Below are 14,447 nucleotides of genomic sequence, written 5' to 3'. Positions count from 1 at the left end.
TCAGGATACCGGCGGCGTCGGCCGCGATTGCTGCTGTTTCAATTTCGCGCCCAGCACATTATCCGCCTCCTCGGCGGTACGCACCATCAGAAGTTTACACACTAGCTGCTGCGCCGCCTGCTGACGCAATTCTTGACGGATGATGTCCCCTTCGGCATCTTTCGCCAGCGCTGTTAGCGGGTTGTCAAAGAACGAACGATAAACTTTCACATTGATGGGGTAGTAATCTTTGCCGGGCATCAATACCTGTGCCTGTACGCTTAGCGTCATCTGATGTTCGGCAGTTTTGCCGTCCTGGAATACTGACCTGGTCACCCGGCTTTCCGACGAATTAATAATCTTAAGCGACGGCAGCGTCGCGTTTTTGTCCTTGGCGTCGTCCAGCAGGGTCACGTCGTTCAGACGTAGTTCAACGCGCACGGCACGTGTCAGCGGGCCATAAGGATCATAACTGTTCAATGTTATGGTTTTCATTTCTCTCGGCATCTGGGCGGTGGTGCCGCGCAGGTGATAACCACAGCCGGCGATCACTGCTAAGCTCAAGATCAGTGCTAAAGTCTGATATCGCACAATGCCTCCTTGCTGTTAACCAACGACCAGGTTAAGAAGTTTACCCGGCACATAAATTACTTTGCGTACCGTGGTTCCTTCCAGATGTTTCGCCACCAGATGTTCCTGAGAGGCGCGCTCACGTACCAAGGCTTCGTCGGCGTCTGCTGGCACGATAATTCTGCTGCGTAGCTTGCCGTTGACCTGAATAACCACCAGTTTGGCATCTTCCACCATAGCTGTGTTGTCAGCGACAGGCCATGGGGCGTTATCTATATCCCCCTCGCCCCCCAGCGCTCGCCAAAGCGTGAAGCAAGCATGGGGAGTGAACGGATAAAGCATCCGCATCACCACCATTAAGGCCTCCTGCAGTAGCGCGCGATCCTGCTTGGTCTGCTGCGGCGCGCGCGCCAACTTGTTCATCAGTTCCATAATGGCGGCGATGGCGGTGTTGAACGTCTGGCGACGGCCGATATCGTCGGTGGCCTTGGCAATAGTTTTGTGCACTTCACGACGTAGCGCTTTTTGCTCGTCGTTCAAGGCGGCGATATCCAGAGTACCTACCGGGCCCATCTGGATATGCTCATACGTCAGTTTCCATACGCGTTTCAAAAACCGATTAGCACCTTCCACGCCGGATTCCCGCCATTCGAGCGTCATTTCCGCGGGGGAGGCAAACATCATAAACAGGCGAACGGTATCGGCACCGTATTTCTTCACCATTTCTTGCGGGTCGATGCCGTTGTTTTTCGATTTCGACATCTTGCTCATGCCGGCGTAGACCAGCTTGCGGCCCGTGGCATCGGTCGCTTTGACGATGCGGCCTTTCTCATCGCGCTCTACGCTGACCTCTACCGGAGAGACCCAAATACGTTCGCCGCTGTCCAGAAGATAGTAGAAGGTGTCGGCCAGCACCATACCCTGACATAGCAGGCGCTTGGCCGGCTCGTCGGAGGTGACCAGGCCGGCGTCGCGCATCAGTTTGTGATAGAAACGGAAATACATCAGATGCATGATGGCATGTTCAATACCACCAATGTACTGATCCACCGGTAGCCAATAGTTGGCGGCGGCAGGATCGAGCATACCTTGGTCATAATCCGGGCAAGTATAGCGCGCGTAATACCAGGAGGATTCCATGAAGGTATCGAAGGTGTCGGTTTCACGCAGCGCCGGCCGGTCGTGGTAAGTGGTTTTAGCCCACTCAGGATCGGCCTTCAGCGGACTGAGAATACCGTCCATTACCACATCTTCTGGCAGCACGACCGGCAGTTGATCTTCCGGCGTTGGCACCACGGTACCATCTTCGAGGGTCATCATCGGGATCGGCGCTCCCCAATAGCGCTGGCGGGAAATCCCCCAGTCGCGCAGACGATAGTTCACCTTGCGCTTGCCGATGCCGCGCGCCACCAGCGTATCGGCAATGGCATTGAAGCCGGCCTTGAAATCCAGACTGTCGAATTCGCCGGAATTGAACAGCACCCCTTTGTCGGTTATCGCCTGAACGCTGATATCCGGCTCGCTGCTGTCAGGGTTGCGGATGACCGGCTTGACGGGCAAGTCATATTTGCGGGCAAACTCAAAATCGCGCTGGTCGTAACTCGGCACCGCCATCACCGCGCCGGTACCATAATCCATCAGTACGAAATTGGCCGCCCAGACCGGCAACATCTCGCCGGTTAGCGGATGTAGCGCGTGTAGGCCAGTATCCATTCCTTTTTTTTCCATCGTAGCCATGTCCGCTTCCGCCACTTTGGTGGCGCGACATTCTTGGATGAAATCGGCCAGCGCCGGATTGGATGCCGCCGCCTGCAGGGAAAGCGGGTGACCCGTCGCGACCGCGATGTAGGTGACACCCATAAAGGTATCCGGGTGTGTGGTGTAGACTGTAAGCGTCTTTTCGCTGTCGATGATCTGGAAGGTGATTTCCACCCCTTCCGAACGGCCGATCCAGTTGCGCTGCATGGTTTTCACCGGCTCAGGCCAGCTCTCCAGCTTATCCAGATCACACAGCAGTTCGTCGGCGTACGCGGTAATTTTCACGAACCACTGCGTGATTTCCTTGCGCTCGACCTTGGTGTCGCAGCGCCAGCAGCAGCCGTCGATGACCTGCTCGTTCGCCAGTACCGTTTGGTCCCGCGGGCACCAGTTGACCGCCGAGGTCTTTTTATATACCAGACCCTTTTCATATAGGCGTGTAAAAAACCACTGCTCCCAACGGTAATATTCCGGGCGGCAGGTGGCGAGTTCACGATGCCAGTCGTAGCCGAAACCCAACAGTTTCAGCTGGCTCTTCATATAATCGATATTGGCATAGGTCCACGGCGCCGGGGCGGTATTGTTTTTTACCGCGGCCCCTTCGGCTGGCAGGCCAAACGCGTCCCAGCCGATAGGCTGGAGGACATTTTTACCTAGCATGCGCTGGTAGCGCGCTATCACGTCGCCGATGGTGTAGTTGCGTACATGCCCCATATGCAAGCGGCCGGAAGGATAGGGCGGCATGGATAGGCAGTAGTATTTTTCCTTGCCAGGGTCTTCGGTGACCCTAAAGGTATCATTCTTATGCCAGTGTTGCTGGACGGTGGATTCTATCTCTTCCGGGCGATAAAGCTCTTGCATGGCAGCAGTGGTCCTTAAGTTAAATGCGGCGACGCCTGCGCAGGGAGCGTACTAAAGCATAATACAAAGAATAATACAAAGAATAATACAAAGAATAATACTATGATTCGCCTAGCATGATAGCTGATAAGCAATAGTGGCAACAATACCAGACGCCAGGCTGGTCCATTTTGCGGGAAGACAGATTTTGAACTAACATTATATCAACATGCTGACGGCGCTACTGGTCAAGGAGAGAGGAATAGACAAGGTCGTGCATCAATTACCATCAATTGCTTACTTCGCCGATCCAGTGGATGAAACAGGGAGAGCGGGATGTCGACGCGCTTGAGGCGGACGCCTGCCGGCCAGCGGTGATCTTCCCTCATTGAGATGGAAAACGTCACTCGCGCGCCACGGTACGATTTGGAAGAGTTTTCCCGCAGTTACAGTTACGATGAAAGCCGTGATCACGATGACAAAAGCGTTTTTCTGCTGGTCATCAAAGAGAGCCTGCGGCAACCGACTGGCGGAAATTACCGACCGGACACAGCCGGAGTGGAAAGAGGTTTTAAGGACGTTGGCTATCATGGCGTTTACCACAGCGCGATGTGGTCGGTTTGGGCGATCTGATGTGCGAATGCTATCATCATACTCTGTCGTTATACCCCCCGGAAACGTTATCGCTTTGCCCGGATTGCGGTTTCGATGCCACTCCATCGCTAATCTTTCCATTAACGATTTCGGCGGCAACAGGCGTGGTCATGGACGCCAACCGAAGACCCTCCCTGCCATTAAGCCGCAGTGAGGGCATCGTGGGACAAGGGACATTATCGTGGGATTGAGACAGCGCCGTGGGACAAGCAGAGCTAGCTGCCGCTTAAGGCGAGGGGGGGAAATACTCCCCGGCATAAGCCCTTTATCGCTGTCGTATGCCGGGGAGTAGAGGAAAGTGCTGCTGGTCATGGACACCCTGTTAGACCTGCGGCAGTCTTAACGCTGGATTTTCGCCAAGAAGTTGCGGGCATGGTCCGATTGGAGATGGGCAAAGAACACTTCTTTTGGTGAGTCCTCAATAATGCGCCCTTCATCCATGAAAATCACCCGGTTACTTCGTTTATCATCTTTCAGCGCGGATGGTGAGTTCGTCGAACAGCATCGCCACGCGCTGCTGCTGGCCGCCGAACAGCTGCCGGGGAATTTATTGGCGCACACCACCAAGAACCCGTTCAAGCAGGTCAAGGTCTTTAGCGCGCCGCGCCTTTCTGACGTTTCAGATCTGGCGTTTCAGAACTTTGACCTGCGCCAGCGTCAAAAAGAGCTCAAAGTGTTGTAACATCATCCCTACTTTGCTGCGCAGCTGTGTTAGAACGAGGTATGTTGAAACAACACGATGCCATGCGCCAGAAGCAGCGGCACTATCGAGCGGAAGGCCTATGGAAAATTATCAGTTGCATGGCTAACCAGTGGTCTGCCGAGCGCTAACGCGGCAGAGGATTGCCCACGGGCAATACTGACCATACTGGCGCGGATGATTTCCGAATAATAGGCTACTTCAAGGAGCGAAAACGCAATCATGGCGGAAAGTAAGCCGGATATCGGTCTTCGGCGATAGGTCCAATCCCTTTGCAGTAGACTCGGTACGATCAGATACAGCCGCACCATTAATAGCGGCACCGAGCGGAAAATATTGACGTAGGTTTTAGCGAACCAACCAATGGGTTTTACCGGCGAGAGACGCATTACTACCAAAGGGTGCCCCAGATAATGTCCACCACCACCGTGGTAAGGATGATTTTTAATGTAATGGCCATCCCCTGCAGCATATAAGGCAGATCCAGGCTGTATGGAACTCCAGTCGAATTCGTACATTATTTATTCCCAGATTGCCAGACAGGCGCACTTTTCGTTCGACAAATGCATAACCAGCATAATCACGGCAATGCATAACCAGCATAATCACGGCGTTGATGAGAAGACGGCCCAGGGTAATGGCGGGATGAGCTCTTAACCAAGTTGAGCATTTCCGAAATCATCGGCGGCATGATAATCCGATAGGCATTAGGCGACAAGAATAGCGATAGGCCTACCCAGGGAGTCCCATAGCCAGTATGGCGTTCACTGCCCATTGGACAGCGCTGAATGCCTGAGTGTACCTTCTCGTACAGGCGCGCGGAGGTAAATAGCCTCAGGCACAGCATCGGGGAGACAAAGAACTGAATGGTGGGGTCTAACTCAGCTTTAAACCAGGTGCCAATGAACACCAACAGTAGCTCCGGCGCCACCGGATACCAGATAAACAGCTGCACTATCAGAGGAACAGGGGAATATTACGTAATAACTCTATATAACAAGTGCTTATTCCACCAGAAACCATTAAGCAGGGTGTGCAAGACACCGAACAGGGAACCCGCTACGAGGAACCCACTACGAAGGCAATCATCCAGGCGCAGAACGACACAGCGATGGTGACCTGAATCCCGACCATAGCCAGCCTAAAGTAGGTAGTGTTGCCGAACGTGGCCGCTTCAAAAAGATTATCCAGTTCCAATTTGTTGAAAACTTCGGTAAAAGGGTAGCGAGCGCTACCCTGAAGATTGGAGACGGAAGAATGACCTCTCTTGCCGCGCTTCTGGAAACGGCTTTAGCGCGCATGTCTGTCCTGGCTTTTTGTCAGCAATTAGTAGGGTGGCAATCCCGTCTTTATTATCGTTATTAGTTTACGGCTTTATCGTTAGGCGATTTGAACAGGGCTTTCATGTCGACATGGAAAAGTTTATGTTAATAGGCTGTTTAAACCACTTTCCGCACCATTTTTCCGCCTTGTTGGAGGTCGGATATGGGCGATGGTGTCGTCCATGAGCGTTTGAGCGCGATTTGGCGCGTTCACCGGCGCCAGCAGAGCATCATCATCTAAATCCACTGCGAGGCCGCTTTCCATGGTACGGGTCGCCGTTTGGTGCTGATGATGCGCATCTTCACTGCTTCTTATCGTTAAGCTTGTTGAGCAGCACTCGGAGGTGGTTCCGGCGGTGACGGCGTCGGTTTTACCGACTAAGTCGATAAAATCTTTGTGGATCGCCTTTAGGTTGGTACCTAAATGAACAGCATATCGGAGAAGGCCATTGCTTCTGGCGCTCCAGATTATTAGTAGTGGAGCCGCATTCAAATCATAGGTGCTGTTTGCAGCAGCAAGATGCGGTTGGAGAAGGGTAATAGGCAAATATTTCACCCGCAGATTCGGTGCGTCGATTTTTTTTAGTGGCATCAACGATGGCGTTGTAGTAGTTCTGCGAATAGCCACCATTTTGCTGCTGGTTGTCATGGTTGGAGAAAGGAACGGAGGATTCTCTTTGATTTTTTCGGCGTGCCAGTTAATTCATCGGCACGAGCCTAGCTGTCGGCAATGTTGAGCATCACTAACGATAACGCCAATTTACGCATGTGTATCTTCCCGCCCCTTTGTTGTAATTACGGTATCTGACATTTCAGCGTCCGGTACCCTGAGGCGGCAAGCTGGCCTTTGGAGAGTCTCCGATTTAAGGACGGGTTCGTCACGTGAATTACCGTTAAGATAGCGTAATATAAATAAATTAACACAAAAATGTTGCCGTTTTGAGAAGCGTTATACACTAAAATATGGCGCACGGCGGCGCCGCGTGCCTATTATCGGTGGCAAGGTCTGCACCGTGACGGCGCGACGTTTTATGTCCACGCATCGCGTCGCCGCATCAATACCCTCAACAAAATAATTGGTAGCAATATTCATGCCAGAAACTATTGTCCCGCTATGGAGCACGATCGCTGATGGCGCAAACAGGTTATCTACCAGCGGTGGCGGCGGATCCACTGGCATGGAAATGGCTCTCTAGAGTAAGAACGGGGTAGTTCATGAGCTGGCCGGCTGACGCGGATAGTCGACGCCAGGCGCGGTCAATTCTGCTAAAGGGATTAGCGGCAAGACCGGAAAATAAGCATGCTTGACGGCAGTGACAGAGCGGGGAGCAGGGCGGTTACGGGCCGGCGGCGTTAGGCGCAGTAAGCCCTCAGATTAGCAGTGATGGTTTCGCGGCGATGAGGTCCGAGCCAGGACGGTCATGGGGGCGTTATGGCAGCGAGACCGTTTGCCTCGCTTGCTTCCTGCGTCGGGCACTGAAGATGCTGAGGATGCTTCGCTGTTGCGTCGCCTTATGCATGGCAACACGCGCCTTCACCTCCAGCACCTTCGGCAACTGCGCCGGATCGAGCTGTCTACCGCTTTCCCATAGACCGGTGAAGCCAATAGACCGGTGAAGCCAATAGAGCGATCGCGATGGACAAAGATTTCATCCACCCGGATGCTCACCACACTCTTCGCCGGCCCTTGTTCTGGGCAAACGCGCGCACAGCGCCAGGCCATTCACGCGAAAACACTCCGACCAGCCCGGAATCAAAAAACAGCAGGCCGGCAAACAGGTGATGCAGCAGATTGATCCGGCGGTAGTAGCGTTTGTCGTTCTCTACCCAGATAAATCCTGGTTCACCGCCCTTGGGCAAGTAATCTAACCCACGGGGACCTTGGGTACCCAACACCACAAACGGCGACGTGGCGATAATCCGCTGCGCATAATCACCGAAATGATCAATCTGTTTATGCAATACACCTAGATGAACGGCGCAATAGTCGCGTAACTGCGCGCTGTCCTGTAAAATATGACGATCATCAAGCAACATGTCATGTCCTCTGGCGGGTCGACGGCGATCAAATACCAGCGCGGTCAATCCGGCCAGCAGGATAATAATCCATAACGGCCAGGAACCGGCATGAGCGTAGGGGGTCAGCCTCCGTGTCGGGATGACATGGACGTTGAGTACTTCGCGGGTGAACTGCGGCAATTGTGCCAGCGGCGTCCCGTCGGCGTTGATAACCGCGGTGATACCGTTATTAGTGCCGCGAAGTAGCGGTCGCCCAAGCTCCAGCGCGCGTATACGCGCCATTTGGAAATGCTGCCACGGGCCGATGGAATGGCCAAACCAGGCGTCATTGGACACGGTCAGCAGGAAGTCGGTATCGGGACGGAAATTATCCCGTACCTGGCCGCCCAGGATAATCTCGTAGCAAACTGTGGCGGTAAGTTTCATGCCAGCCACCTGCAGCTGCGGCTGCAAATACTCTCCCTGACTGAGTGAGGACATCGGCAGATTGAACAGCGGCGCCAGCGGCCGCAGGAGACGCTCAAATGGCACGGTTTCGCCGAAGGGCACAAGATGATGCTTGTTGTAACGATCCTCTGATGGATAACGGTAAGGCGTATCTTCGCCCAACACCACGATGCTATTGTAATAATCGTAGCCGTGTTGAGTAGGCCGCGCGTCGATGATGCCGGTGATTAAACGGGTATGCTCCTGTCGCAATTGTTCATCGAGTCGGGTCAGGAAGGCGTTCTGGGCAATCTCATCGTCAGGGATGGCTGACTCCGGCCAAATGACCATCTGTGCCTTGCCGAGGGCCGGCAGGGTACGCTGCAGGTAAATATCCAGCGTCGGGCCGATTTGACTGACCTCCCATTTCATCGACTGGTCAATATTGCCTTGCACCAGCGCCACGTCAATGGCTCGCGCCGGCTGAGGCTGATACCACTGTAACGAGCGCAGAGGCCAGGGCAGTAACAGCAGCGCCAGCGCGCCCAGCGCCGGCAGCCATCGCCGCCGTGTCAGCGCCAAGACCGCCAGGCCGCTTATCATCATTAGCATGAAGGTGATAGCTTGCACACCAAGTAGCGGCGTGATCCCTTTTAATGGTCCATCAATTTGGCTGTAGCCAAATTCCAGCCAGGGGAAACCGCTCAATATCCAGCCGCGTAGAAATTCGGTGACTGACCACAGCGCCGGCGCGCCGAGCGCCAGCCGCCAGAGGTTCGTACGCGGCCACAGTCGCGCCAACAGAACGGCAAACAGCATTGGATAGAGCGCTAGATAGGCGGTCAGCACCATCAACAGCGCCACGTTTACCGGGCCAGGCAGACCGCCAAATTGCGCGATACTGACGTAGATCCAGTTAACGCCGGTGCCGAACAGACCAAAGCCCCAGACAAAGCCCAGCCAGCCGGCCAGCCGGCCGCTTCGGTTGAGTGTGACCATCAGCAGGCCACCGAGCGAAAGAATGGCCGCGGGCCAGAAATCGTACGGGGAAAATGCCAGGGTGCCGCAGGCGCCGGTAATGAGCGCCAGCAGCGTGCGGAGCCGCTGGCGTGTAAACAGTAGGTGGGTGGCCATTGGGAATTTAGTCTTCCATGGTGGATTATGGTGAATTCTCGGGTATTTTGACATATACCTGAATAATGCGCCGGTTTGTCTGTCCATCGCCACTTTGAAATTGTAGCCGTCGATGTCAATAGACTCGCTGCGCGCTGGCAAAGGTCTGCATCACCAAACCAACGATGGCATCCACTTCTTCGTCGCTGAAGTGCGTATTGAAGACGTCATTAAAATCCTCAATGGGGTTAACGCTCGGATGGTGAAGGTGTGGGGATTCGGTTGGCAGATATCCCGGTCTTCTTCATCGTCGTATTCATCCTCGATTTCGCCGACGATAAGCTCCAGGATATCCTCGATGATGACTAGACCGGACACGTCGCCGAATGCATCTATGACAATAACCATGTGATAGCGCTGGTAGCGGAACTCCTTGAGCATGCGATCCACCCGATTGCTTTCTAGCACCACGACTGCCGGCCGCAAGATCTTCTCGATGCTCAAGGGTTCGTCGTGGCTGAGTATGAACGGCAGCAAATCCTTGACCAGCAGGATCCCTTCCACATGATCTTATCATCGTTGATGACCGGAATGCTGAAATGTGCCAATTCGACGATAACGTTAAAGCATTTCTGAAGGGATTGGTTTTTGTCAGCGTGATGATCTGCGAGCGGGGTTCATGATATCCCGTACACGCTGTTCAGTGATATCCATGACGCCTTCCAGCATATCACGGGTATCGTGGTCGATAGGTTCGTTCTGTTTGAGAACCCTCGATAAGTTCAAAAGATCGTCACGGTTTTTCGGTTCACCGTGAAACAGCTAATTTAGCATCAGAGTAAAGCCCTTCTTGGGGTTGGGACTGTCGTTGCTCTGTCGGTGGTCGTCGCTTATAGCGTTAATTTAGTTTCACTCCCTAATAATTAAATGGAATAGGAGATTACGCGTCTTTTTCCGAAAGATAGGGATCCTGGTAACCAAGATTTTGCATAATCTCCGTTTCCAGCGATTCCATCTCCAGGGCTTTCTCATCCAAGATATGATCATACCCTAGCAGATGCAGCGAACCGTGAACAACCATATGCGCCCAATGCGCCTCTAACGTTTTCTCCTGCTGTTGTGCTTCTCGTTCCACCACCTGGCGGCAGATAACCAAGTCACCTAGCAGGTGGTGTTCCACTTCCGGTGGGGCTTCAAAGGGAAAAGAGAGCACGTTGGTGGGCCTGTCTTTGCCGCGGTAGGTGAAGTTAAGTTCATGACTTTCCGCTTCGTCCACCAGGCGCACGGTGACTTCCGCGTAGTCGAGAAACAGCGGCAACACGCCCCGCAACCAGCGGAGGAAATCCGCTTCGTTGGGCAGATCGCGCGCGTCATTGCAGGCCAGCTGGAGATTCAATATCACCTCACTCATGCGTATGCTCCCCGGCGGACGGCGCGCCTGAACCGCCCTGGATTGCGCCGTTACTCTGGCTGAAGGACTCGAGTGTGCGCTCGGCAGCCAGCTGATCTTTGCGTTTCTTGTTAGCGCTTCCCCAGGCTTCATAGGCATTGACGATGCGCGCCACCACCGGTTGGCGCACCACGTCTTCGCTTTGGAAGAAATTGAAGCTGATTTCAACGGTGGTGTTCTGACTCTCGTCAAGAATAATGAAGGCGTCGTTCAGCGTGCGCCCGCGCATGTAGGCCAGCGGCGCTGCCTCAATAACATTGCGCTCAATCAGTTTTTCCACCCTCTCGAAACCCAACATCTCAAACAGCGCGTCGTAAAGCGGGCGTAGATAAGGGTCGACTTTTTGACTTAGATCGCCGGGTAGGAAACCCAGCTTCTCCCCGGCTTCCACCGCCGGACGGGTAAGAAGAATGCGGCGGATCTCTTGCCGCTCCAGCGCATCTACCGCCACTGTTGCCGCTAGATAGGTTTTACCGGTCCCGGCCTGGCCAATGCCTAAAGTAATGTCGTGACCGAGAATGTGGGCGATATATTGCGCCTGGTTCGGCGTACGCGGTTTAATGATGCTGCGTTTGGTTTGTATATTCACCGCGCGGCCATAATCGGGCACGTTATCCGCTGTTTGTTCCAATACCCGGCTCTGTTTGATGGCCAGATGGATTTGTTCCTGCTCAATATCGGCAATGATGCCCCGTAACGTTGCCGTGTCGACGTACAGCGAGGTGAGAATGGACGCGGCAGCGTCGACTCACGGCGGCTGCCCACCAGCCTGAAAATGTTGTCACGCCGATTAATCTCAATGCTGAACCGGCGCTCAAGTTGCTTAATGTTGTCATCAAACGGCCAATAGAGACTCAATATACGGTTGTTGTCTTCGGGCTCCAGCATGATTTCTTTGGTTTCGACGTTCAATCTTTCCTCGCGGCAAAAGCCATTACAGGGCGAACTGCAGACCGGGAGTCGGTGGCAGGCACCGGACACATGACTAATAAATGAGGCATCCCCACCCATGCGTCAAGAACAAAGACCCTCACATGTACATTGGGGCACGATTAGTGCAATACAACCAGCAACGGCGAGCTGCCCAAGCGTGATGGTGGCAGGGGCTCACGGTTGGTAAATGCCAACGCTCAGTTCGTTCTCTTGACTGGTGTGGACAATGACCGATGTCGGGCTTTCATTGCTGTGCAATACCATTTGTGCTACGCAGCAGCACGCCGCGTAGCGAAAGATAGACATCCACAATTTTCACATCGACGAATTTACCGACGAATTTGCCTATCATTGGGACGACGCGCCCTCAACATTGACGACCTGATTGTTCTCGGTGCGTCCGGACAGTTCCATCACATTTTTGCGCAATACGCCTTCCACGAGGATACGCTGCACCGTGCCCTACATACGGCGGCTTTGCTCAAAATCGTGCTAGGTTTCGCTCGGGAAACCGATGATGAAGTCCGAGCTCATCTGGATATCCTGGCGCACTTGGTGCAGCTGGGCGGAATTAATTTATACTCTAGCATGGGGCGCCGGATAGGCATTGACGTTTTGCCCCAGCAGGTTGACCGTGCGCACGTCCTGATCCACCAGCTGGGCAATCTCGAACAGAATATCGTCGCACGGACGGCTCACTTTCTCGACGCGGGTGTGTAGGGTATGGCCCAGAAACTGCAGTATTTGTTGCAGCTTTCCATGACGAGACAAGGGCGGTCGGCCATTCCACGCGCGGTCTTGGCAGCCGGCCAAATTTTTCAATATCAGCTGATATCCACCACCGGGCTGCGGGTGCCATTGACGTGATCAATCATTCTCGACAGGCGACGCAAGATCTGCAGCCCGAATGATATCCACAGAGTTTGCCCATTCGCAGATATGGGTGCCTTCTTAAGGCGCCACGCAGCCGCCGGAGCCGAAATCCAATCCAGCCCGACTTCCTTCAGCATCCACCAGTGATTCAGCTGATGAAACACCTTCTCCCGCGCTTTTCCTGGATGGAGCGGATATTAAACAGTTAGGACATTCGCCTCTACTGGGTTGTCTGTTAACCGGTGGTCATGGGTGCTGTCCAGTAAGTCTGCCATCTTGGATGAATCGTATTCGTTCATCTGACAGCCACAGTGATATGGAGTTTTTTTGATCATCGGCTTGCTATTACTATTACAAAAGCCGGCAGATTTGCGCAGTGCACGTATTTGCTAGTGTTGTGACCGGTCTAGCGCGCACGATACCGCTATGAAGAGCCATTTTCGGTATACTACCGTAAATAATAGCGCAGGCATTAGCCGAAATGAAGACGAACGAAGCATCCTATGACGTAGTGGTGGCAGGTGGCGGCATGGTGGGTGGGGCGCTAGCCTTGGTTCTGGCCCAGGCGAAATTTCGTGTGCTGGTTGTCGACCCAGCGCCGCCAATGTCCGTGGCCAACGACGCGCCTCCGGATTTACGGGTGTCGGCCATCAGTTGCACCTCGGTGGCGCTGCTGCGTCGTATCCAGGCCTGGCAGCGCATCGACGACCGTTTTTGCGTACCGTACCGCCGCCTGGAAACCTGGGAGTGGCCGTCCTCGAGGGTAGTGTTCAATTCCGCCTCCCTGAGCCTACCGGAGCTTGGTTTTATGGTGGAGAACCGCCGGCTGCAGCAGGCGCTGTGGCAGGGATTAGCCGACTGCGGCCAGTTGACGCTGCGTTGCCCGGCCTTGCTCGACGCTATGGTCCATGAGGACGGTCGCTGGCGGCTGACGCTAAGTGACGGCAGCGCCGTCACGAGCCGGATCGTGGTCGGGGCCGACGGCGCGCAATCCTGGGTGCGGCGGCAGGCAGGCATCGCGGTTAGCGGCTGGCAATATCGGCAATCCTGCCTATTGCTCAGCGTGGAAACCGATGGCAAGCAACAGGATGTGACCTGGCAGGCGTTCCATCCCTCCGGTCCGCGGGCGTTCTTACCGCTCTACGGCCAGTGGGCGTCGTTGGTATGGTATGACGGCGCAGCGCGTATTCGCCAACTGGAAAAACTCTCGCTGCCGGCGTTGGCGCGAGAAGTGCAGGCGTCCTTCCCCGCTCGGCTCGGCGCGTTCACCTTGCATGGTGCGGCATCGTTTCTCCTGACGCGTCAGCATGCCCGCGACTACGTCAGGCCTGGGTTGGCGCTGGTTGGTGATGCTGCGCATACCATTAATCCGCTGGCAGGGCAGGGGGCTAATCTCGGCTTTCGCGATGCCGAGGCGTTGGCGGAGGTGTTGATCGAGGCTCGCCGTCGTGATGAACCTTGGGGTACGCTAGCAGTATTGCAACGTTACCAGCGACACCGGCGTGGCAATAATCTGCTAATACAGATGGGAATAGATGCGTTCTATACAGCGTTCAGCAATGATCTGTTGCCACTGATGCTGGCGCGCAACCTCGGCCTGATACTGGTTGAGCACGCCGACGGCATTAAGCAGCGGGTGTTGCGCTACGCGTTAGGTTTGTGAACCCAAATCAGGAGTGACGCCCTGCAGTGTCAGATGCCGGCATCGGGAGCTGCTTATCCCGCGCAACGGTATGCCGCGCGGCCGCGACCATTGTTTTTGGTCAATGACAATGCCCTCCCACACACTGAAAAACCGTTCATCATCCTG

Annotated in this window: 5 protein-coding genes and 9 pseudogenes; 2 read left to right on the top strand and 12 right to left on the bottom strand. The window is 54.4% G+C overall.

Translation table 11 applies throughout. The features are described from left to right. Together lptE and leuS are read right to left on the bottom strand one after the other, a co-directional pair. Positions 1 to 570: an LPS assembly lipoprotein LptE gene (gene lptE / locus GPOALKHO_RS04365; RefSeq protein ID WP_406703161.1), complete on the bottom strand. Its 570-nt coding sequence runs from the start codon at positions 568 to 570 to the stop codon at positions 1 to 3. A 15-nt stretch (positions 571 to 585) separates the two neighbouring features. Continuing rightward, positions 586 to 3,168 (bottom strand): leucine--tRNA ligase, encoded by a 2,583-nt coding sequence (gene leuS, locus GPOALKHO_RS04360; RefSeq protein ID WP_406703159.1) that lies wholly within the window; start codon positions 3,166 to 3,168, stop codon positions 586 to 588. Between the two features lie 296 nt (positions 3,169 to 3,464). Between leuS and GPOALKHO_RS04355 the strand changes: the two are divergent. Beyond that, positions 3,465 to 3,857 (top strand): annotated as a pseudogene (locus GPOALKHO_RS04355) (hypothetical protein); the annotation flags it as partial. 283 nt (positions 3,858 to 4,140) lie between these two features. Here GPOALKHO_RS04355 and GPOALKHO_RS04350 read toward each other — a convergent pair. From GPOALKHO_RS04350 to GPOALKHO_RS04305, 10 genes and pseudogenes are all read right to left on the bottom strand, one after another. Then, a pseudogene (locus tag GPOALKHO_RS04350) lies at positions 4,141 to 4,516 on the bottom strand (amino acid ABC transporter ATP-binding protein); the annotation flags it as partial. Between the two features lie 65 nt (positions 4,517 to 4,581). Beyond that, positions 4,582 to 5,019 carry an ABC transporter permease subunit gene (locus GPOALKHO_RS04345; protein ID WP_406703157.1) on the bottom strand — a complete coding sequence of 146 codons (438 nt, stop codon included), beginning with the start codon at positions 5,017 to 5,019 and terminating at the stop codon, positions 4,582 to 4,584. Then, positions 4,946 to 5,745: pseudogene (locus GPOALKHO_RS04340) on the bottom strand (amino acid ABC transporter permease). The gene GPOALKHO_RS04345 and the pseudogene GPOALKHO_RS04340 overlap by 74 nt, the downstream one beginning before the upstream one ends. A 117-nt stretch (positions 5,746 to 5,862) precedes the next feature. Next, positions 5,863 to 6,013: pseudogene (locus GPOALKHO_RS04335) on the bottom strand (glutamate/aspartate ABC transporter substrate-binding protein); the annotation flags it as partial. Positions 6,014 to 6,156: 143 nt separating this feature from the next. Beyond that, positions 6,157 to 6,500: pseudogene (locus GPOALKHO_RS04330) on the bottom strand (transporter substrate-binding domain-containing protein); the annotation flags it as partial. Positions 6,501 to 7,878: 1,378 nt separating this feature from the next. Beyond that, positions 7,879 to 9,402 (bottom strand): annotated as a pseudogene (lnt, locus tag GPOALKHO_RS04325) (apolipoprotein N-acyltransferase); the annotation flags it as partial. Between the two features lie 25 nt (positions 9,403 to 9,427). Next, positions 9,428 to 10,275, bottom strand: a pseudogene (gene corC, locus GPOALKHO_RS04320) (CNNM family magnesium/cobalt transport protein CorC). 46 nt (positions 10,276 to 10,321) lie between these two features. Then, entirely contained in the window at positions 10,322 to 10,792 is a 471-nt protein-coding gene (gene ybeY / locus GPOALKHO_RS04315; protein WP_406703156.1) for an rRNA maturation RNase YbeY, read from the bottom strand. Then, positions 10,785 to 11,743: pseudogene (locus tag GPOALKHO_RS04310) on the bottom strand (PhoH family protein). Before GPOALKHO_RS04310 ends, ybeY begins: the two are co-directional and overlap by 8 nt. Before the next feature lie 195 nt (positions 11,744 to 11,938). Beyond that, positions 11,939 to 12,972, bottom strand: a pseudogene (locus tag GPOALKHO_RS04305) (TRAM domain-containing protein). Positions 12,973 to 13,118: 146 nt separating this feature from the next. On the opposite strand from GPOALKHO_RS04305, the gene ubiF reads away from it, so the two are divergent. Beyond that, positions 13,119 to 14,300 carry a 3-demethoxyubiquinol 3-hydroxylase gene (gene ubiF / locus GPOALKHO_RS04300; RefSeq protein ID WP_406703155.1) on the top strand — a complete coding sequence of 394 codons (1,182 nt, stop codon included), beginning with the start codon at positions 13,119 to 13,121 and terminating at the stop codon, positions 14,298 to 14,300. Positions 14,301 to 14,447 lie beyond the last annotated feature (147 nt).

This window comes from Sodalis sp. (in: enterobacteria) (genome assembly GCF_036327475.1).
Taxonomy (GTDB): domain Bacteria; phylum Pseudomonadota; class Gammaproteobacteria; order Enterobacterales; family Enterobacteriaceae.
The sequence above is the reverse complement of the archived record's forward strand: the minus strand, read 5'-3'. Positions and strand labels throughout refer to the sequence as shown.